17 protein-coding genes are annotated in these 19636 nt (G+C 53.6%); 1 reads left to right on the forward strand and 16 read right to left on the reverse strand.

The features are described from left to right. Positions 1-3: 3 nt before the first annotated feature. From dnaE to rpsB, 16 genes are all read right to left on the reverse strand, one after another. Positions 4-3486, reverse strand: a complete 3483-nt coding sequence (gene dnaE, locus QQF33_RS12875) for a DNA polymerase III subunit alpha (protein ID WP_285145958.1) — start codon at positions 3484-3486, stop codon at positions 4-6. A 38-nt stretch (positions 3487-3524) separates the two neighbouring features. Then, positions 3525-4121 (reverse strand): ribonuclease HII, encoded by a 597-nt coding sequence (gene rnhB / locus QQF33_RS12880; protein WP_285150688.1) that lies wholly within the window; start codon positions 4119-4121, stop codon positions 3525-3527. Continuing rightward, positions 4118-5266, reverse strand: coding sequence for a lipid-A-disaccharide synthase (gene lpxB / locus QQF33_RS12885; RefSeq protein ID WP_285157937.1), 1149 nt, complete (start codon positions 5264-5266; stop codon positions 4118-4120). The genes rnhB and lpxB overlap by 4 nt, the downstream gene beginning before the upstream one ends. After that, on the reverse strand, positions 5266-6054 hold the full coding sequence (gene lpxA, locus QQF33_RS12890) for an acyl-ACP--UDP-N-acetylglucosamine O-acyltransferase (protein ID WP_282491715.1): 789 nt from the start codon (positions 6052-6054) through the stop codon (positions 5266-5268). The genes lpxB and lpxA overlap by 1 nt, the downstream gene beginning before the upstream one ends. A 3-nt stretch (positions 6055-6057) precedes the next feature. Then, on the reverse strand, positions 6058-6513 hold the full coding sequence (fabZ, locus tag QQF33_RS12895) for a 3-hydroxyacyl-ACP dehydratase FabZ (RefSeq protein WP_007373234.1): 456 nt from the start codon (positions 6511-6513) through the stop codon (positions 6058-6060). A gap of 104 nt (positions 6514-6617) precedes the next feature. After that, a complete protein-coding gene (gene lpxD, locus QQF33_RS12900; RefSeq protein ID WP_285157938.1) occupies positions 6618-7643 on the reverse strand; it encodes a UDP-3-O-(3-hydroxymyristoyl)glucosamine N-acyltransferase in 1026 nt (341 codons plus the stop codon). Positions 7644-7646: 3 nt separating this feature from the next. Continuing rightward, positions 7647-8141 carry a molecular chaperone Skp gene (skp, locus tag QQF33_RS12905; protein WP_282491713.1) on the reverse strand — a complete coding sequence of 165 codons (495 nt, stop codon included), beginning with the start codon at positions 8139-8141 and terminating at the stop codon, positions 7647-7649. A gap of 122 nt (positions 8142-8263) precedes the next feature. Next, positions 8264-10681, reverse strand: a complete 2418-nt coding sequence (gene bamA / locus QQF33_RS12910) for an outer membrane protein assembly factor BamA (RefSeq protein WP_282491712.1) — start codon at positions 10679-10681, stop codon at positions 8264-8266. A gap of 31 nt (positions 10682-10712) precedes the next feature. Next, on the reverse strand, positions 10713-12071 hold the full coding sequence (rseP, locus tag QQF33_RS12915) for a sigma E protease regulator RseP (RefSeq protein ID WP_282491711.1): 1359 nt from the start codon (positions 12069-12071) through the stop codon (positions 10713-10715). An 11-nt stretch (positions 12072-12082) separates the two neighbouring features. Then, entirely contained in the window at positions 12083-12940 is an 858-nt protein-coding gene (cdsA, locus tag QQF33_RS12920) for a phosphatidate cytidylyltransferase (RefSeq protein WP_282491710.1), read from the reverse strand. 12 nt (positions 12941-12952) lie between these two features. Beyond that, on the reverse strand, positions 12953-13711 hold the full coding sequence (ispU, locus tag QQF33_RS12925; protein WP_282491709.1) for a (2E,6E)-farnesyl-diphosphate-specific ditrans,polycis-undecaprenyl-diphosphate synthase: 759 nt from the start codon (positions 13709-13711) through the stop codon (positions 12953-12955). A gap of 184 nt (positions 13712-13895) precedes the next feature. Further along, positions 13896-15095 carry a 1-deoxy-D-xylulose-5-phosphate reductoisomerase gene (gene ispC, locus QQF33_RS12930; protein WP_285150686.1) on the reverse strand — a complete coding sequence of 400 codons (1200 nt, stop codon included), beginning with the start codon at positions 15093-15095 and terminating at the stop codon, positions 13896-13898. Positions 15096-15192: 97 nt separating this feature from the next. Next, the gene (gene frr, locus QQF33_RS12935; protein ID WP_095280841.1) at positions 15193-15750 is read right to left on the reverse strand and encodes a ribosome recycling factor; all 558 of its coding nucleotides are present in this window, start codon (positions 15748-15750) and stop codon (positions 15193-15195) included. A 170-nt stretch (positions 15751-15920) separates the two neighbouring features. Next, positions 15921-16646 (reverse strand): UMP kinase, encoded by a 726-nt coding sequence (gene pyrH, locus QQF33_RS12940; protein WP_100777558.1) that lies wholly within the window; start codon positions 16644-16646, stop codon positions 15921-15923. Between the two features lie 149 nt (positions 16647-16795). Continuing rightward, complete coding sequence (gene tsf / locus QQF33_RS12945; RefSeq protein ID WP_282491707.1) at positions 16796-17647, reverse strand: translation elongation factor Ts; 852 nt, start codon at positions 17645-17647, stop codon at positions 16796-16798. A gap of 119 nt (positions 17648-17766) precedes the next feature. Then, on the reverse strand, positions 17767-18492 hold the full coding sequence (gene rpsB / locus QQF33_RS12950) for a 30S ribosomal protein S2 (RefSeq protein WP_282491706.1): 726 nt from the start codon (positions 18490-18492) through the stop codon (positions 17767-17769). Between the two features lie 322 nt (positions 18493-18814). Between rpsB and map the strand changes: the two genes are divergently transcribed. Continuing rightward, positions 18815-19609 carry a type I methionyl aminopeptidase gene (gene map / locus QQF33_RS12955; protein WP_102104629.1) on the forward strand — a complete coding sequence of 265 codons (795 nt, stop codon included), beginning with the start codon at positions 18815-18817 and terminating at the stop codon, positions 19607-19609. Positions 19610-19636: the final 27 nt, after the last annotated feature.

Below are 19636 nucleotides of genomic sequence, written 5' to 3' on the forward strand. Positions count from 1 at the left end.
GTATTAGTCAAACTCCAGTTCCACCTGCTCCGAACCAATGAGGCCACGGAGATCGTTGAGTAAACGATCGCTCGGAGAGACACGCCACGTTGCACCAAAGCGCAATCGCGCACGTGCATCCGCCCTCTGATAGTAGAGATGTACTGGAATGGTCCCCGAACGATGGGGTTCCAGAGACTGACGGAGTCGGTTTAAAAGCTGGTCATCAATTTGCCTGTCCGTCAGCGAGATAGCAAGCCCGCGAGCATATTTTTCCCGGGCTTCGTCAATATCCATCACTTCACGGGCCATCATTTTAAGCCCGCCGCTGAAGTCATCAAAGCTGACCTGTCCGCTGACGATAAGTATGCGGTCGTTTTCCAGCAAATGCTGGTATTTTTCCAGCGCTTCGGTGAATAACATCACCTCCAGCCGCCCGGAGCGGTCATCCAGCGTACAGATGCCGATGCGATTACCGCGCTTGGTGACCATAACCCGCGCAGCAATGACGAGCCCCGCCGCCGTGGTCATTTTACCACGTTCCGTCGGATGCATGTCTTTTAGCCTATAGCCTCCGACATAGCGCTCAATTTCTTTCAGATACTGGTTGATCGGGTGACCCGTCAGGTACAACCCCAACGTTTCACGCTCCCCTTCCAGTACCGTATGTTCTGGCCACGGCTGGCAGTTGGCATAAGACTGCTCAATCTGCTCAGGCTCTTCCGCCAGCACGCCAAACATATCAGCCTGACCAATCGCTTCCGCTTTCGCGTGCTGGTCAGCCGCTTTCAGCGCATCGCCGAGGGAATTCATCAGCGCCGCGCGGTGCGGGCCGAGGCGGTCAAACGCCCCGGACATAATCAGTTTTTCCAGCACCCGACGGTTCAGCTTTTTGGTGTCGGTACGAGCGCAAAGATCGAACAGCTCGCGGAAGTAACCGCCGTTGTTACGCGCTTCGATGATCGCTTCGATCGGGCCTTCGCCCACGCCTTTGATGGCGCCGATCCCGTAAACAATTTCACCGTCGTCATTGACGTGGAAATGGTACATCCCGGCGTTAATGTCCGGCGGCAGGATTTTCAGCCCCATGCGCCAGCACTCATCCACCAGGCCGACCACTTTTTCGGTGTTATCCATATCGGCGGTCATCACGGCCGCCATAAATTCTGCAGGGTAGTGCGCTTTCAGCCACAGGGTTTGATACGAGACCAGCGCGTAGGCTGCGGAGTGCGATTTGTTAAACCCGTAACCGGCGAATTTCTCCACCAGGTCGAAGATTTTCATCGCCAGCTCGCCGTCTACGCCCCGGCTTTTCGCGCCCTCTTCAAAGGTGCCGCGCTGCTTGGCCATCTCTTCCGGCTTTTTCTTACCCATCGCACGACGCAGCATATCCGCGCCGCCAAGGGTATAGCCGGAAAGCTCCTGCGCAATCTGCATCACCTGTTCCTGGTACAGGATAATGCCGTAGGTCGGCTCCAGAACCGGTTTCAGACACTCATGCTGCCACTGAACGTCAGGGTAGGAAATCTCTTCGCGACCGTGCTTACGGTCGATAAAGTTATCTACCATCCCGGACTGCAACGGGCCCGGACGGAACAGGGCCACCAGCGCGATCATATCTTCGAAGCAGTCAGGCTGCAGACGCTTAATCAGGTCTTTCATGCCGCGGGATTCAAGCTGGAACACCGCCGTGGTTTCCGAGCGCTGCAGCATGTCGAAGCTTTTCTTGTCATCGAGCGGGATGGCGGCGATATCAATCGGCTCCAGGCCCTGTTTGGCGCGGCGCGGGTTGATCATCTTCAGCGCCCAGTCGATGATAGTGAGCGTTCGCAAACCGAGGAAGTCGAACTTCACCAGGCCCGCGTACTCCACGTCGTTCTTGTCGAACTGGGTAACCGGGTGCTGGCCCGATTCGTCGCAATACAGCGGCGCAAAATCGGTAATTTTGGTCGGGGCGATCACCACACCACCGGCGTGTTTACCGGCGTTACGCGTCACGCCTTCCAGCTTGCGCGCCATGTCGATCAGCGCTTTGACCTCTTCGTCCGCTTCGTAGATTTCCGGCAGCTGCGGCTCGGCTTCGAAGGCTTTCGCCAGAGTCATGCCCGGATCGGGCGGCACCAGTTTGGAGATGCGATCGACAAAACCGTACGGGTGGCCCAGTACGCGGCCCACGTCGCGGATAACCGCTTTCGCCGCCATCGTACCGAAGGTAATAATCTGCGATACCGCGTCACGACCGTACATATCCGCGACGTGCTCAATTACCTGGTCGCGTTTCTCCATGCAGAAGTCAACGTCGAAGTCGGGCATCGAGACACGTTCCGGGTTAAGGAAACGTTCGAACAGCAGGTCAAACTCCAGCGGATCGAGGTCGGTAATTTTTAGCGCATAGGCCACAAGCGAACCCGCACCGGAACCACGGCCAGGCCCTACCGGCACGCCGTTGTCCTTCGACCACTGGATAAATTCCATTACGATCAGGAAGTAGCCCGGGAATCCCATCTGGTTGATCACCTGGAGTTCGATATCCAGACGTTCATCATACGGTGGGCGTTTTTCGGCGCGTACGGCCGGATCCGGGAACAGGAATTCCAGACGCTCTTCCAGACCCTCTTTCGATTTCACCACGAGGAAATCTTCGGTGGTCATATCGCCGGTCGGGAACTGCGGCAGGAAGTATTCGCCCAGGCGAACGGTGACGTTGCAGCGACGGGCGATTTCGACGCTGTTTTCCAGCGCTTCCGGGATGTCAGCGAACAGCTCGCACATCTCGTCTTCGTTACGCATGTACTGCTGCGAAGAGTAGTTACGCGGTCGTTTCGGGTCGTCGAGGGTAAAACCATCGTGGATGGCGACACGGATCTCGTGCGCATCAAAATCACCCGGTTCAAGGAAACGGACGTCATTGGTAGCCACGACAGGCAGACCGCGCTCTTCCGCAAGGGCTACCGCCGCATGCAGATAGCTCTCCTCATCAGGACGACCGGTACGGATCAGCTCCAGATAGAAGCGATCCGGGAAGTGTTCTTCATAAAATGCAACGCACTGATCGACGAGCACGCTGTTGCCACGGATCAGGCTTTTACCGACATCACCCATGCGGCCGCCAGAGATGAGCAGTAAGCCCTCATTCAGCTCTGCCAGCCACTCGCGGTCGATCCATGGGCCTGCCGCGCCGTAGCCGCGCTGGTAGGCGCGGGAGATCAGCAGCGTCAGGTTTTGGTAGCCCGTGTTATTCATCGCGAGCACGGAAATTTGCGTCAACTCATCGCCGATCAGATCGCTCTGGACGTGAAAATCTGCGCCGACAATGGGCTTAAGCCCCGAGCCATGCGCCGTTCCGTAGAACTTCACCAGACCGCAAAGGTTAGTGAAATCGGTGATCGCCAGCGCAGGCATGCCAAGAGAGGCCGCCTTTTTTACCAGCGGCCCGGTCTTCGCCAGCCCATCAATCATGGAGTAGTCGCTATGCACCCGCAGGTGTACGAAACGTGGTTCAGCCATCTTCAGATTCCGCGTTACTTAATTGCTTGCGTATTGATTCAGGACACCAGTCCCAGTGCGCGTTTCACCGGACCAAAACTGCGTCGATGATGTTCAGTTGCGCCGTGTTCAGCCAGTCTTTCCAGATGGAAAGCGGTCGGATACCCCTTGTGCTGGGCAAAGCCATACTGGGGAAAAGTGACGTCCAGCGCGGCCATTTCAGCATCGCGCGTGACTTTAGCAATAATGGATGCCGCGCTGATTTCAGGCACGCGGCTGTCGCCCTTCACTACCGCCAGCGACGGCATCGGCAGTACCGGGCAGCGGTTGCCGTCGATCAGCACATATTCCGGGGCGATGTTCAGCCCGGCAACGGCGCGCTGCATCGCCAGCATGGTGGCATGCAGAATATTCAGTCGGTCGATCTCTTCAGGCTCGGCGCGGCCTAAGCTCCACGCCAGCGCTTTTTCTTTGATCTCATCGAACAACGCCAGACGGCGCTTTTCGGAAAGCTTTTTTGAGTCGTTGAGCCCAACAATCGGGCGATTAGGGTCGAGGATGACGGCGGCAGTCACCACCGCACCGACCAGCGGACCGCGTCCGACTTCGTCCACACCCGCAACAAGGTGCGTGTGAGGGTACACAAATTCCATCATTTTGCTAACTCCAGCACCGCATCCGCCGCCTGCTCATCGGCATTACAGCGGATCTGCTGATGCAACTCCCGGAATGTGTCATGCATCTGGTGGCTGGTTTTACCGTCGGCCAGCAGCGGCAGCAACGCATCGGCTAACGCCTGCGGCTGACACTCTTCCTGCAATAACTCTTTCACCAGTTCACGACCGGCCAGCAGGTTCGGCAGCGACACATAATCCGTTTTCACCAGGCGTTTCGCCAGCCAGAAGGTGAACGGCTTCATGCGATAACCCACCACCATCGGACATTTGGCGAGCATGCACTCCAGCGCCGCCGTGCCCGAAGCAAGCAGCGCAGCATCGCTGGCGATCATCGCCTCACGGCCTTTGCCATCCAGCAGGTGGATGTGCAGATCCGGCGCCACTTCGGCTTTGATGCGCTCGAACTGCTCGCGGCGTTTCGCATTCACCAGCGGGACGACCACTTCCAGATCCGGGTAGGTCTGACGCAGGATTTGCGCCGTTTTCAGGAAATCGGCGCTGAGCATTTCCACTTCCGCACCGCGACTACCTGGCAATAAGGCCAGACAGTGGGCGTCGTGAGGGATGCCGAGAATATCGCGCGCCGCGTTTTTATCCGGATCAAGCGGCATGGCGTCTGCCATGGTATGACCGATAAAGCGGCACGGAACATTGAATCTATCGTAAAACGCTTTTTCGAAAGGCAGAAAAGCAAGCACCAGATCGGTCGATCTGCCTATTTTGAAAACACGTTTCTGTCGCCACGCCCAGACGGACGGACTGACGTAATGGATCGTTTTGATACCCTGCTTTTTCAGGTTCCCTTCAAGGGTGATATTGAAATCTGGGGCATCGATACCGACAAAGACATCGGGTTTGAGATCGGTAAAACGACGGGTGAGATCGGCGCGGATGTGCAGCAGACGGCGCAAACGACCCAGCACTTCCACAATGCCCATCACCGCCAGCTCTTCCATTTCGTACCAGGCTTCGCAGCCTTCGGCCTGCATCAGCGGACCGGCGACGCCGACAAAGCGGGCGTTAGGTACGCGAGCCTTGAGTGCGCGGATAAGACCTGCACCAAGAATATCGCCGGAGGTTTCTCCGGCGACCAGGGCTATCGTTAATGGACGATTGTCGACCATTAACGAATCAGACCGCGAGTTGAGCGTTCAAAGAACTCGGTGAACGCTTTCACTTCAGGGTGCTGTTCTGCCAGCTCTGCAACTTCTGGCTTGGCCTCTTCCAGCGTTTTGCCGCTACGGTACAGAAGTTTGTACGCGTTGCGGATCGCGGTGATCGCTTCGCGGCTAAAGCCACGACGCTTGAGACCTTCAATGTTGACGCCAAACGGCGTCGCATGGTTGCCCTGCGCAATCACATACGGTGGGACATCTTGTGCCACACCGGAGCAGCCGCCGACCATCACGTGTGCACCAATGATGCAGAACTGATGGACTGCGGTCATGCCGCCAATGATCGCGAAATCATCAACCGATACGTGTCCCGCCAGCGTTGCGTTGTTGGCGAGGATACAGCGGCTGCCTACGGTACAGTCGTGCGCGATGTGCGCATTCACCATAAAGAGGTTGTCGCTGCCCACCTTCGTCAATCCACCACCCTGTACTGTGCCACGATGAATGGTGACGCTTTCGCGAATGCGATTACGATCGCCGATTTCCACACGGGTTGGTTCGCCAGCATATTTCAGATCCTGGTTCACTTCGCCAATGGAGGCAAACTGATAGATCTCGTTGTCGCGGCCAATGGTCGTATGACCATTCACGACGACGTGAGACTTCAGTACGGTACCCTCGCCAATAGTGACGTGGGGGCCAACAATACAAAAAGGACCAATGTGGGCGTTAGCACCGATAACGGCACCTTCTTCCACAATGGCAGATGGATGAATAAAGGCGGATTTATCAATCACGTATCAGGCCTCCCGGCTACGCGCACACATCATGGTCGCTTCGCAAACAACTTTGCCGTCAACCAGCGCAACGCCTTTGAAGCGCGTCAGGCCACGGCGCGTTTTCTCAAAAGTCACTTCCATGATCATCTGATCACCAGGCACGACGGGACGCTTAAAGCGCGCTTCGTCGATACCTGCGAAGTAATACAGCTCACCTGGCTCCAGTTTACCGACGCTTTTAAACGCCAGAATACCGGTAGCCTGAGCCATCGCTTCCAGGATCAACACACCCGGGAAGATAGGTTTGCCAGGGAAGTGTCCCTGGAAGAATGGCTCATTTACAGAGACATTTTTCACTGCGCGCAGAAAACGACCTTCTTCAAAATCCAGCACACGATCTACCAGCAAAAACGGGTAGCGGTGCGGCAGAAGCTCTAAAATCTCTTCAATATGCAGAGTATGAGTGTCGGTAGTCAAAATACTCTTCCTGTCAAAATTTACTGAATAGCAATAATAACACGGCCTGCCGGTTTAGAAGAAAGCCGACAGGCCGGGAAATTTAGCGTTATAGGGATGAACCTTTAGTCTTGTTGATCGATTTTGCGCTCAATAGCTTTGAGGCGCTTGCTCATATCATCAATATTCATCACCAGAGCTGCGGTTTTACGCCACATCTTATTCGGTTGCAGCGGAATGCCGGAGGAGTAGACACCCGGTTCAGTGATAGGACGCATCACCATACCCATGCCTGTCACCGTAACCTTGTCGCATATTTCCATATGCCCGTTGATTACGCTGGCACCACCGATCATGCAGTAACGACCAATTTTCAGGCTGCCTGCCATGATTACGCCACCTGCAACTGCCGTATTGTCGCCAATCACAACGTTATGCGCAATCTGACATTGGTTATCAATGATAACACCATTGCCAATAATGGTGTCGTCGAGCGCACCGCGGTCAATGGTTGTGCATGCACCGATCTCAACGCGATCGCCGATACTCACGCGGCCGAGCTGAGGGATCTTAATCCAGTTACCCCGATCGTTAGCATAGCCGAACCCGTCCGAACCGATCACGGTACTGGACTGAATCAGGCAGTTTTCGCCAATTTCGATCTCATGGTAAACGGTGACATTGGCCCACAAACGGGAGCCAGCACCAATTTTCGTGTGTTTACCAACGAAACAGCCCGCGCCAATCACCACGTTATCACCGAGAACCACATCGGATTCGATAACGGCATTCGCGCCGATTGAAACGTTGTTACCCAGCTTAGCCGAAGGATCAATCACTGCACTGGCAGCAATGTTCTGCGCCGGCTGCGGCGTGGTATCAAGAATTTGAGCCATACGCGCGTAAGTCAGGTAGGGATTTTTCACTACCAGCGCGCTAGAGGTGGCAAACGGAAGGTCGTCCTGCGTCAGAACGACAGCAGACGCCTGGCATTGAGCCAGGTGCTCACGGTACTTCGGGCTTACCATGAACGTAATTGTGCCTGCTTTAGCAGATTGCATGGACGCAACAGCGGTGATGACGATATCGCCATCACCGTGTAATTCTGCATCCAACTGCTGAGCGAGATCAGCCAGTCGAATTGAAGGCATTACTTATTTAACCTGTTTCAGTACATCAGCAGTGATGTCTTTCACATCGCCACTGTTGAAAGCAACGGCATTTGCATCAACAACCAGATCGATGTTCTGATCGGCTGCAACTGCTTTCACAGCAGACTGGATACGGGTAACCAGTTTGCCACGTTCTTCGTTAGAACGACGCTGACGATCCTGCTCGAAAGCCTGTGCTTTCTGAGAGAAAGTCTGACGCTGTGCCATTACGTCTTTTTCCAGCTTGCTACGATCGGCAGCTTTCATGGTAGAACCATCACGCTGCAGACGCTGCATTTTGGACTGAAGGTCGTTTTCCATACCCTGCAGTTCGCCAGCACGGCCTTTGAATTCGTTTTCCAGAGTCGCGGAAACACCCGTTTTCTGGGCTACCTGCTGGAAAAGATTACCCATGTTGACGATTGCAATTTTGTCCGCTGCCTGAGCAGAAGTCACCATTGCCAAACCCAGACCTGCAGCTAATAACCACTTTTTCACAATAAACTCCTTACCATCCCATTGGTACCCGAAGGTACCGTTCTTTGCGTGGCAAGGCGATCGTCTGTGCGATCGCCGGTTGTCAGCGCTACACTGCCAACGCATTCCATTGCAGCGGATTATTACCAGGTTTTACCAATGTTAAACTGGAACTGCTCCGCTTTGTCTCCATCGTATTTCTTAAACGGCTGGGCGTAGGAGAAGACCAACGGCCCCAACGGTGACATCCATTGTAATGCGATACCCGCAGACATGCGAATGTTGCTCGGATCGCTATAATCCGGCACACCAGCGGCTTTCATCTGAGCGGTGTTCTCCCAGTTGGTATCCCACACGGTACCCGCATCCCAGAAGAACGAAGTACGCACGGAGTTCGCATACTTGTCGCTGATGAATGGCGTAGGCGTGATGAATTCCAGGCTGGCGACACCCATGGCGTTACCACCTACCGCGTCATTAGAACTACACACTTCTGACGAGGATTTTTTATCACAGTTATCTGTATCGTTACCGCCGTAGTACACCGCTTTCGGACCAATGTTATTGGACTGGAAGCCACGGACGGTGCTGGAACCACCGGCATAGAAGTTCTCATAGAATGGCAGCTCTTTGCCACCTAAGCCATCGCCGTAACCCCAACGTGTACGACCCAGAACGACCCACTTGTGATCGTCATCAATTGGGAAGTAAGACGCGGTATCCAGCGTCAGCTTATAGAACTCGTTATCAGAACCCGGAACGGTCACTTTACCGTTCAGGTTGACGCGAGAACCTTCTGTCGGGAAGAAACCACGGTCAAGACGGTTATACGTCCAGCCATAGTTAAAGGTGAAGTCATCTGCAGCGAAACCGTTGTTATCGCTGGAGGTGCTTGCCTTCTGCCCGATGGAGTCCAGATAACGCCACATCGCCACCTGCGGTTGCATATTGGACAGGTCGTTATGCACGTAACCTAAGCCAGCACGCAGGGTGTTGTATTCGTTAATCGGGAAGCCCAGCGTGCCATCAACACCATAACTTTTGTTGGTGTATGAGGACAGGTCCGCATCGTCTGCTTTAAAGTCGTTATAGAAAATACGACCGCCCAGACTCACACCGTCAACGGTGAAGTATGGGTTGGTAACAGAGAACTCGGAATAGGTCTGGTAGTCGTTCTTGGTACCGTTGATACCCACAGAATAACCCGTACCCAACCAGTTATCCTGCTGAACGCCGACCTGGAAGCTCACGCCACTTTCTGTGCCGTAGCCCACACCGAAGTTAAAGCTACCGGTGTTACGTTCTTTCACCTTGTAAACGACGTCTACCTGGTCCGGACTGCCTGATACACGCTGTGTATCCGTATCAACCGTTTCGAAGTAACCCAGACGGTTCAGACGCTCTTTACCCTGGTCAACGAGATCGCTGCCCAGCCATGCGCCTTCCATCTGGCGCATTTCGCGACGCAGTACGGAATCTTTGGAGGTATCGTTACCTTCAAAGCGAATCTTACGCACGTAGAAACGGTTGCCCGCATCGACGTTCACGTGGAGTTTCACGGTTTTATCCGTGTCATTGATTTCAGGCTGAGTCTGTACGCGCGGGTAAGCATAACCATAACGGCCGAGCAGCTTTTTAATGCCGTCTTCCATTTTGGTCACTTTCGCGCCGCTATACAGTTCGCCCGGCTGGAGCTTAGTCAGGCTCTCGATCTCAGCGGAGTGACCCGCCAGGTTTCCACTGACTTCAACACCAGAAAGCTTGTACTGATCGCCTTCAGTGATGTTAACCGTAATGTAGATCCCTTTCTTGTCCGGAGTCAGACTGACCTGAGTCGAATCAATGTTGAAACGGGCGTAACCGCGATCCAGGTAGTAGCTACGCAGGGTTTCGAGATCGCCCGCCAGTTTCTGTTTCTGGTATTTACGATCGCCGACCACGTTCCACCATGGCACTTCATCGCGCAGCTGGAAGGTAGAGATCAGCTCGTCCGTACTGAACGCGTGGTTGCCCACGATGTTGATCTGCTGGATCTTCGCAGAGACGCCTTCCTGGAAGACGAGCTTCAGGTCGACGCGGTTACGCGGCAGCGGGGTGACAACGGCTTTGACGCTCGCGCTGTATTTACCGACGCTGTAGTAGAAATCTTCCAGTCCTTTTTCGATGTCGGACAGGGTGGTGCGGTCCAGAGATTCACCGACACGAACACCAGATGCTTCAAGGTTTTGCTTGAGCATATCGTCTTTCACCGATTTGTTTCCGGAGAAAGTGATACTGGCGATCGTCGGGCGTTCTTTCACCTGAACCAGCAGCGTATCACCATCGCGCAGGACGCGAACGTCCTCAAAGTTGCCAGTGGCAAACAGTGCACGAATGGTATTACTGATATCTTCATCATTAACCGTGTCGCCCTGGCGAACTGGCATACTGAGGAGGGCCGCACCGACGGCGACACGCTGAAGACCTTCGAAATGAATATCCTTCACTACGAAACCTTCAGCACCGTATACGGTTGCGCTGCTAAACAGCAGCGACGCTATGAGCAACTTTTTCATCGCCATCGTTATTATGCATTCTTCCTAACTATCTCTCTTACAACCGAGAGAAATCATTGAAAAGCGCAAGCCCCATTAACAGCACTAGCAGTATCGAGCCAATGCGATAACTAAAGTCTTGAACTCGCTCGGATACCGGTCCACCTTTTAGCTTTTCAATCGCTAAAAACAGCAGATGCCCCCCGTCTAAAACGGGAAGCGGGAACAGGTTGATTATCCCGAGGTTCACGCTAATGAGCGCGAGAAACATGAGATAGTAAATCACCCCGAATTCCGCTGACATCCCAGCCCCTTGAGCGATAGAAATCGGCCCACTGAGGTTGTTCAGTTTTACGTCACCGGTTATCAATTTCCCCAACATGTTGACCGTCAGCTTCATCAGTTGCCATGTTTTATCCGTGGCTTCAAGGATGGCGCTGAACGGCCCATACTGGCGTATTGTCTTGTACTCATCTGGCAGCGGGATCACTTTTGGCACGACGCCCGCAAATCCTTCTGCCTTACCACCACCCGGTTTAGTATCCGGGATGAGCGTCAGAGAGAGCGGACTCCCCTGTCGTTCGATTTCTACTGCCAGCGGTGTGCCCGGATTATCGCGCACCAGAATAACAAAGGTCATCCATTGTGTTAACGGCTGACCATCGACTTTAACGATCCTGTCGCCCGCTTGCAAACCTGCTTTACTGGCTGCCGAATCTGCCTGGACTTCCGCTAACACCGGTTCAATCTGCGCACCGCGTGGGCGAATGCCTAATGCCGCAACCGGATCTTCTTTGTCAGGTTCAAAGGTCCAGTGACGCAAATCGAGCACTTTGTCCTGACGTTGACTCTGACTGGCACCAAACGGAGAAACCGTGATGGTGGTCTGGTCATCGCCAATTTTCGACACCAGTTGCAGCCTAACGGCATCCCAATCAGGGGTTTCGATACCATCGATCGCTTTAAGTTCCATGCCCGGCGCAATTTGCGCAGATGCGGCGACGGAGTTGGCGGTTATTTCACCAACAACCGGACGAACACCAGGGACACCGATGATAAACACCAGCCAGTAAGCGAAAACGGCAAAGATGAAATTCGCCACCGGACCGGCAGCTATGATGGCGGCACGCTGGCCGACAGTTTTGTTGTTGAACGCGTAGTGTCGCATTTCGGGTGCGACAGGCTCTACGCGCTCATCGAGCATTTTGACGTAGCCGCCGAGCGGGATCAGCGCAATGACAAACTCGGTACCGTGGCGGTCAGTGCGACGCCAAAGGGATTTACCGAAGCCAATCGAGAAACGTTCGACCCGCACTCCGCAGCGCCGGGCAACCCAGAAATGGCCAAATTCGTGCACAGTGATAAGCACACCAAGTGCAACAATGAACGCCGCCAGATTCCATAGGATGCTCAGCATAAAACCTTCCGTTAAATCGTGCCAAATACCAGCAGCAGCAGGCATGCAAAGACCGGTACCGCAGCCGTCAGGCTATCGATGCGATCCAGTATTCCACCATGTCCTGGGATAAGGTGGCCGCTGTCTTTGATCCCTGCTTCACGCTTGAACATACTCTCGGTCAAATCGCCAAGAACCGACGCCAGCGCAGCAAAGATAGAGCAGATCAGCAGCGTAGACGGTGCGACGTCAAGATTCGCCCATACGCCATATCCCCAGGAGATAATTGCAGCTGTAAACAGACCGCCGATGAACCCCTGCCAGGTTTTGCCAGGCGACACTTTCGGCGCCAGTTTATGTTTGCCAAACAGTTTACCAAACATATAGGCCCCGGAGTCAGCACCCCAGACGAGAATCATCACATACAGCAGCCACAGAGAGCCGCTGTAGTGGTTGTCGTCGTAGTGCCAGACGCGCAGCACGATCATACCCCAGAAAAAAGGAACAATTGTGAGCAGGCCGAAAATCAGACGCCACGTTTTAGAGTTGCGCCAGAACGCTGCCGAACCGGGATAGAAAAGCACCAGCAGCAGCGCGGCAACCCACCAGCCCAGGGAAGCCCACAGGGAACCCTCGATCAGCGGTTGATGAATATCGTGATGATATTCAGGCAACATAAACAGCATCAGCGCCAGTAACAGGCCACAGAGTACCGCCAGCCATACCCGCTGAGTGCGCGAAGTAAAGCCGCTAAGCTGCCCCCACTCCCACGCGGCGAGCATACACACCACCAGCGTGACAATGGCAAATCCCACCGGCGGCAGTAAAAACAGCGCCGCGATAACGATGGGTATTAATACAAAAGCGGAAATCAGGCGATACTTCAGCAAAAGCTACCCCCATCAGACTTTTTCGGTGCCCGGCTCCGTGCCGCCGAAGCGACGCTCACGATTGGCAAAGGCATTCAGCGCACCTTCAAAGTCTTGTTCATCAAAATCGGGCCAAAGAACATCCGTAAAGTAAAGTTCGGCATAGGCAATTTGCCAAAGCAAAAAGTTACTGATTCGATGTTCTCCCCCTGTCCTAATAACCAAATCCACAGGTGCCAGTTCGTTCATGCAGATTTGCTGACCCAGCGCCTCTTCATCAATTTGGTCGGGTGTTAACAGCCCTTCCTGAACCTGTTCGGCCAAATGCCGAACACCCTGTATAATGTCCCAACGTCCGCCGTAATTCGCCGCGATATTGAGCGTCAGACCGGTATTATTTTCGGTCACCGCTTCCGCTTTACGAATGCGTTCCTGCAGACGTGAGTTGAAACGACTGGTATCGCCGATAATGCGCAGGCGAACGTTGTGGCGGTGCAGGCTTTTTACTTCGCTGTCGAGCGCCCACACAAACAATTCCATCAACGCCGTCACTTCCTGCGGCGGCCGATTCCAGTTTTCACTGCTGAAAGCATAGAGCGTTAACGCATCAATGCCGTTATTGGCGGCAAAAGAAACGGCGCGGCGAACAGACTTCGCCCCAGCTTTATGCCCAAAGGCTCGTATCTTCCCTTGTCTTTTCGCCCAGCGGCCGTTGCCATCCATGATGATTGCTACATGGCGACAGCCATGAGCTGGCAAGTTTTCGCTTATTGGTTGATTCGCAGACAACATAACGCGTTTTTAGTCCCTGAAAGGATTTAACGGTACTCAGGAATACTGAAGCCTTTCCACAAAAAAGCCGTGTAAACCACGGCTTACCTGACCGCTCAACGTCTAATACCCGCAATCAGGTGGCGCAGACTATATCACTGAAGCCCAACGCTAACAAATAGCACGACCTGTAGCAGGTGGATTATCACCTGCTTGCGAGGCGCGTCACTTGTTCGCGTGCAACGATGCGCGCTGCAGCATCAACTGCCAGCACTTCTTCCACGCTCTGCGGTTCACGCAGATCCATCGCTTCAAGTACCGACAGATTAAGTGCCGCGATATCCGTAAAGCGGATGTGCTGATTCAAAAATGCCTCAACGGTAATTTCGTTTGCGGCATTGAGCGCCGTCGTTGCGGCTTGCCCCTGATCGAAGGCGTTCATCGCCAGTTTCAGACAAGGGTAACGATCATAGTCAGGTTCGCTGAAAGTCAGTGAGCTGATTTTGCAAAAATCGAGCGGCTTTGCCCCGGAGATCACACGGTTAGGCCACGCCATCGAATGGGCGATTGGCGTGCGCATATCCGGTTCGCCCAGTTGCGCCAGCACGCTGCCGTCCTGATATCGCACCATGGAATGAATCACCGACTGCGGGTGGATCAGCACTTCCATCTGTTTCGCTGACGCATTAAATAACCAGCGAGCTTCAATGTATTCCAGACCTTTGTTCATCATAGTGGCGGAATCGACGGAGATTTTACGTCCCATCGACCAGTTCGGATGCCGACAGGCCTGATCGGGCGTCATCGAGGCCAGTTCAGACAGCGGCGTTTCACGGAATGGGCCACCAGACCCCGTAAGCAGAATCGATACTACGCCATTCTGCTCAAGGGAAGCGTACCCCAGGTCCTGTTGAAAAGGTTGCGGTAAACTCTGAAAAATCGCGTTATGTTCGCTATCTACCGGCAAAAGGCGCGCACCTCGCGCTTTCACCGCGTCCATAAACAGACGTCCGCAGGTCACCAGCGACTCTTTGTTGGCCAGCAGTACGGTCTTACCGGCATCAATGGCCGCAAGGGTTGGCAGTAGACCGGCAGCACCAACGATAGCCGCCATCACCAGGTCCACTTCGCTTAACGCGGCCATGTCACAGGCGGCCTGCTGTCCGCTCAGAACTTTCGTACGGCTGCCATTCTCTGCCAGCAATGTTTTGACCTGGCGAGCACTTTCCTCGTCATCCATCACCGCATAGCGGGGAGTAAACTCGAGACATTGCTCAACCATGCGCTGCACGTTCTTTCCGGCCACAAGGGCAGTCACCGTGTACTGTTCAGGGTTATGACGAACAACGTCGAGAGTGCTGCAACCGATAGAGCCGGTCGAGCCGAGGAGAGTTAAATGCTTCATGAGATGCCCGGAAGAAAGTTAGACCATATAAAAGCAAAACGCCGCCAGCAAAGTCACAGGACTTTCTGAACGGCGTTTTATCAGATGACGTCAGAAATCAGAACTGCATCAGTTCCGCTTCTTTATCTGCCAGCGCCGCGTCAACTTTCTTGATCGCTGCGTCAGTCATTTTCTGCACGTCGTCCTGGGAGCGACGATCGTCGTCTTCGCTGATTTCTTTCTCTTTCAGCAGCGCTTTCACTTTGTCGTTCGCATCACGACGCACGTTACGCACAGCAACGCGAGCGCCTTCAGCTTCACCACGCACCACTTTGATCAGCTCTTTACGACGCTCTTCCGTCAGCGGAGGCAGTGGAACGCGGATGTCAGTGCCCGCAGAGCTTGGGTTCAGACCCAGGTCAGAAGCCATGATCGCTTTTTCTACAGCCGGGCCCAATGAACGATCGAAAACGTTGATTTTCAGGGTACGGGTGTCTTCTACCGTTACGCTCGCCAGCTGACGCAGCGGAGTTGGCGTACCGTAGTATTCCACTACAATGCCATCCAGCAGGCTTGGGGAAGCACGACCAGTACGCACTTTGCTGATTTGGTTTTTGAACGCTTCTACGCATTTTTCCATGCGTGTTTCAGCATCTTTTCTGATGTCGTTAATCACGTTACGAATCCTTGAACACTAGTCTCAGGCAGACTATCCGCCAGCACAGCCGCTATGGGTGTGCTAAGTATAGTCGCGTTTAATTCATGACAACGCCAAAGGCGCGTCCAGGTAACAAACCCACTACAAAAGTAATGCGGAATCTTACCTGTATTTGTCGTCAACGGAAATTATTCCGTGATTAAAGTGCCTTCTTTTTCGCCCATCACTACGCGACGCAGTGCACCAGGCTTATTCATGTTGAAAACACGAATCGGTAATTTGTGGTCACGAGCCAGCGTGAAGGCGGCAAGATCCATCACTTTCAGCTCTTTATCCAGCACTTCGTTGTAGCTCAGCTGATCGTACATCGTGGCGGTAGGATCGGTTGCCGGATCGGCAGTAAACACGCCGTCAACTTTGGTCGCTTTCAGCACCACGTCAGCTTCGATTTCGATCCCGCGCAGGCAGGCAGCGGAGTCGGTGGTAAAGAACGGGTTACCGGTACCGGCGGAGAGGATCACCACGCGGTTATTGCGCAGCAGGCTGATCGCCTCTGCCCAGCTGTAGTTATCACACACGCCATTCAGGGGAATAGCGGACATCAGGCGGGCGTTCACATAGGCACGGTGAAGCGCATCACGCATCGCCAGGCCATTCATCACGGTTGCCAGCATACCCATGTGGTCGCCCACAACGCGGTTCATACCCGCTTTCGCCAGACCAGCGCCACGGAAAAGGTTGCCGCCGCCAATAACTACGCCAACCTGGATACCCAGTTCAACCAGTTCTTTGATTTCCTGTGCCATGCGGTCGAGAATGCTTGCGTCAATACCGAAGCCTTCCGTTCCCTGCAGTGCTTCGCCACTCAGCTTAAGCAGAATGCGTTTGTACACGGGTTTTGCATTGGTAGCCATGTTTCTTTCCTGAGACTGTCAACGATTAAGATGGGGGTTAATTCTGGCGACATTGTATGTCGCATATCAGCACAGAAACTAGCGGAGTCTGTCTGATTTACACACGAGGGGCAAAAAGAAGCCGCCCTCAGGCGGCTCCTTCGCAATCATTAAGACTGCTTGGACATTGCAGCAACTTCTGCTGCGAAGTCAGTTTCAACTTTCTCGATGCCTTCGCCCACTTCGAAGCGGATGAAGCCAGTCACGTCAGCGTTGTGCTCTTTCAGCAGCTGAGCAACAGACTTGCTTGGATCCATAACGAAAGGCTGGCCAGTCAGAGAAACTTCGCCGGTGAATTTCTTCATGCGGCCTTCAACCATTTTCTCTGCGATTTCTTTCGGCTTGCCAGACTGCATGGCGATGTCCAGCTGAACCTGGTACTCTTTTTCTACCACTTCAGCAGACACGTCTTCTGGTTTAACGAATTCTGGTTTGCTTGCAGCGATGTGCATAGCCAGCTGTTTAACCAGCTCTTCGTCAGCGCCTTTAGCGGCAACCAGTACACCGATACGTGCGCCGTGCTGGTATGAACCCAGAACTTCGCCTTCCAGTGCAGCAACACGACGGATGTTGATGTTCTCACCGATTTTAGCAACCAGAGCAACACGTTCTTCTTCGAACTGTGCTTTCAGAACGTCAACGTCAGTGATTTTGCCAGCAACAGCTGCGTCCAGTACTTTGTTAGCGAAAGCCTGGAAACCGCCATCTTTAGCCACGAAGTCAGTCTGGCAGTTAACTTCCAGAATGATGCCGTAGGTGCCGTCGATTTTGGTGATGATCACGCCGTCAGCTGCAACGTTACCTGCTTTTTTCGCCGCTTTGATTGCGCCGGATTTACGCATGTTTTCGATTGCCAGCTCGATGTCGCCGTTCGCTTCAGTCAGCGCTTTTTTGCAATCCATCATGCCTGCGCCAGTACGCTCGCGCAGCTCTTTTACCAGGGATGCGGTAATTTCAGCCATTCTTTAATCCTCGGGAGAGATGTCCTGCCCGGCTTAAGAAACCAGACAGTCTTAAAAGTGAAAAAGGGGCCAGATAGAGGCCCCTATTTATACACGGTACTAAATAAGGGAGGACCTTATTATTCAGCTTCTACGAAGCTTTCTTCCGCCTGAGAAGCCAGATCCTGGGAACGGCCTTCACGAACGGTAGCTGCAACAGCGCTCAGGTACAGTGTAACTGCACGGATTGCATCGTCGTTACCCGGGATAACGAAGTCAACACCGTCCGGATCGGAGTTGGTATCAACGATAGAGAATACCGGGATACCCAGGTTGTTCGCTTCTTTGATAGCGATGTGCTCGTGATCAGCGTCGATAACGAACAGAGCGTCTGGCAGACCGCCCATGTCTTTGATGCCGCCCAGGCTGTTTTCCAGCTTGTCCAGCTCACGAGTACGCATCAGCGCTTCTTTCTTGGTCAGCTTATCGAAAGTACCGTCCTGAGACTGGGTTTCCAGATCTTTCAGGCGCTTGATGGACTGACGAACAGTTTTCCAGTTGGTCAGCATGCCGCCCAACCAGCGATGGTTCACGAAGAACTGATCGCAGCTGTTTGCAGCTTCTTTCACAGCTTCGCTTGCAGCGCGTTTAGTACCAACAAACAGAATCTTACCTTTACGGGAAGAGATCTTGCTCAGCTCAGCCAGGGCTTCGTTGAACATTGGTACAGTTTTCTCAAGGTTGATGATGTGAACTTTGTTACGCGCGCCGAAGATGAAAGGCTTCATTTTCGGGTTCCAGTAACGGGTCTGGTGACCGAAGTGAACACCAGCCTTGAGCATGTCGCGCATGGAAACAGTTGCCATGTTTAAAACCTCTATTTAAATGTTGGGGTTATGCCTCCACGTATCCCATATTACCGACCCCGAAGGGCACCCCGGAATATGTGCCGATACGTGTGTGTTATTTACACAATGTGAGAGTTGTCGCTTCTGGTCCATCTTGTGTATGACAAATGGATCGGAAGTCCGGCGCGCTTTATACCACAAAACGCCACCATAAACCAACAGTTGTTGGCGGTGTGTGCTGTTAATGATTCTCAATTTGGCAGGCAACGCTCCAGACTGGTACCATTGACAACACTTAGACTAGTATTGTCGAAAAAATCGACACCGATGGACAGATTACATGGCTATCTCTATTAAGACCCCTGAAGAAATTGAAAAGATGCGCGTCGCCGGTCGTCTGGCCGCTGAAGTGCTGGAAATGATCGAGCCGTACATCAAACCGGGCGTCAGCACCGGCGAGCTGGATCGCATTTGTAACGACTATATTGTCAACGAGCAGCACGCGGTCTCCGCCTGCCTCGGCTACCACGGTTTCCCGAAATCCGTCTGCATCTCTATTAATGAAGTGGTGTGTCACGGTATTCCGGACGACGAGAAACTGCTGAAAGATGGCGATATCGTCAACATCGACGTGACCGTCATCAAAGACGAGTATCACGGCGATACCTCCAAAATGTTTATCGTCGGCAAACCGACCATCCTCGGCGAGCGCCTGTGCCGCATCACCCAGGAGAGCCTCTACCTGGCGCTGAAAATGGTGAAGCCGGGCATCCGTCTGCGTACCATTGGTGCCGCGATCCAGAAATTCGTCGAAGCGGAAGGTTTCTCCGTGGTGCGCGAATACTGTGGGCACGGCATTGGTCGCGTCTTCCACGAAGAGCCGCAGGTTCTGCACTACGATGCGGATGACGGCGGCGTGGTGCTGCAGAAAGGTATGACCTTCACCATCGAACCGATGGTGAACTCCGGCGACTACCGCATCCGCACCATGAAAGATGGCTGGACGGTAAAAACCAAAGACAGAAGCTTGTCTGCGCAGTACGAGCATACTATTGTGGTAACAGACAACGGCTGCGAAATTATGACGTTGCGAAAGGATGACACCATCCCGGCGATACTCTCGCACAACGAATAATAAGAAGCCGGCAAATGCCGGCTTTTT

It is taken from the genome of Lelliottia wanjuensis (genome assembly GCF_030238365.1).
Lineage (GTDB): Bacteria > Pseudomonadota > Gammaproteobacteria > Enterobacterales > Enterobacteriaceae > Enterobacter > Enterobacter wanjuensis.

Bases quoted from the DNA above. Each gene is read 5' to 3' on its own strand.
- dnaE (WP_285145958.1), bottom strand. From the start codon at position 3,486: ATGGCTGAACCACGTTTCGTACACCTGCGGGTGCATAGCGACTACTCC.
- rnhB (WP_285150688.1), bottom strand. From the start codon at position 4,121: ATGATGGAATTTGTGTACCCTCACACGCACCTTGTTGCGGGTGTGGAC.
- lpxB (WP_285157937.1), bottom strand. From the start codon at position 5,266: ATGGTCGACAATCGTCCATTAACGATAGCCCTGGTCGCCGGAGAAACC.
- lpxD (WP_285157938.1), bottom strand. From the start codon at position 7,643: ATGCCTTCAATTCGACTGGCTGATCTCGCTCAGCAGTTGGATGCAGAA.
- bamA (WP_282491712.1), bottom strand. From the start codon at position 10,681: ATGGCGATGAAAAAGTTGCTCATAGCGTCGCTGCTGTTTAGCAGCGCA.
- rseP (WP_282491711.1), bottom strand. From the start codon at position 12,071: ATGCTGAGCATCCTATGGAATCTGGCGGCGTTCATTGTTGCACTTGGT.
- ispU (WP_282491709.1), bottom strand. From the start codon at position 13,711: ATGTTGTCTGCGAATCAACCAATAAGCGAAAACTTGCCAGCTCATGGC.
- ispC (WP_285150686.1), bottom strand. From the start codon at position 15,095: ATGAAGCATTTAACTCTCCTCGGCTCGACCGGCTCTATCGGTTGCAGC.
- pyrH (WP_100777558.1), bottom strand. From the start codon at position 16,646: ATGGCTACCAATGCAAAACCCGTGTACAAACGCATTCTGCTTAAGCTG.
- tsf (WP_282491707.1), bottom strand. From the start codon at position 17,647: ATGGCTGAAATTACCGCATCCCTGGTAAAAGAGCTGCGCGAGCGTACT.
- rpsB (WP_282491706.1), bottom strand. From the start codon at position 18,492: ATGGCAACTGTTTCCATGCGCGACATGCTCAAGGCTGGTGTTCACTTC.
- map (WP_102104629.1), top strand. From the start codon at position 18,815: ATGGCTATCTCTATTAAGACCCCTGAAGAAATTGAAAAGATGCGCGTC.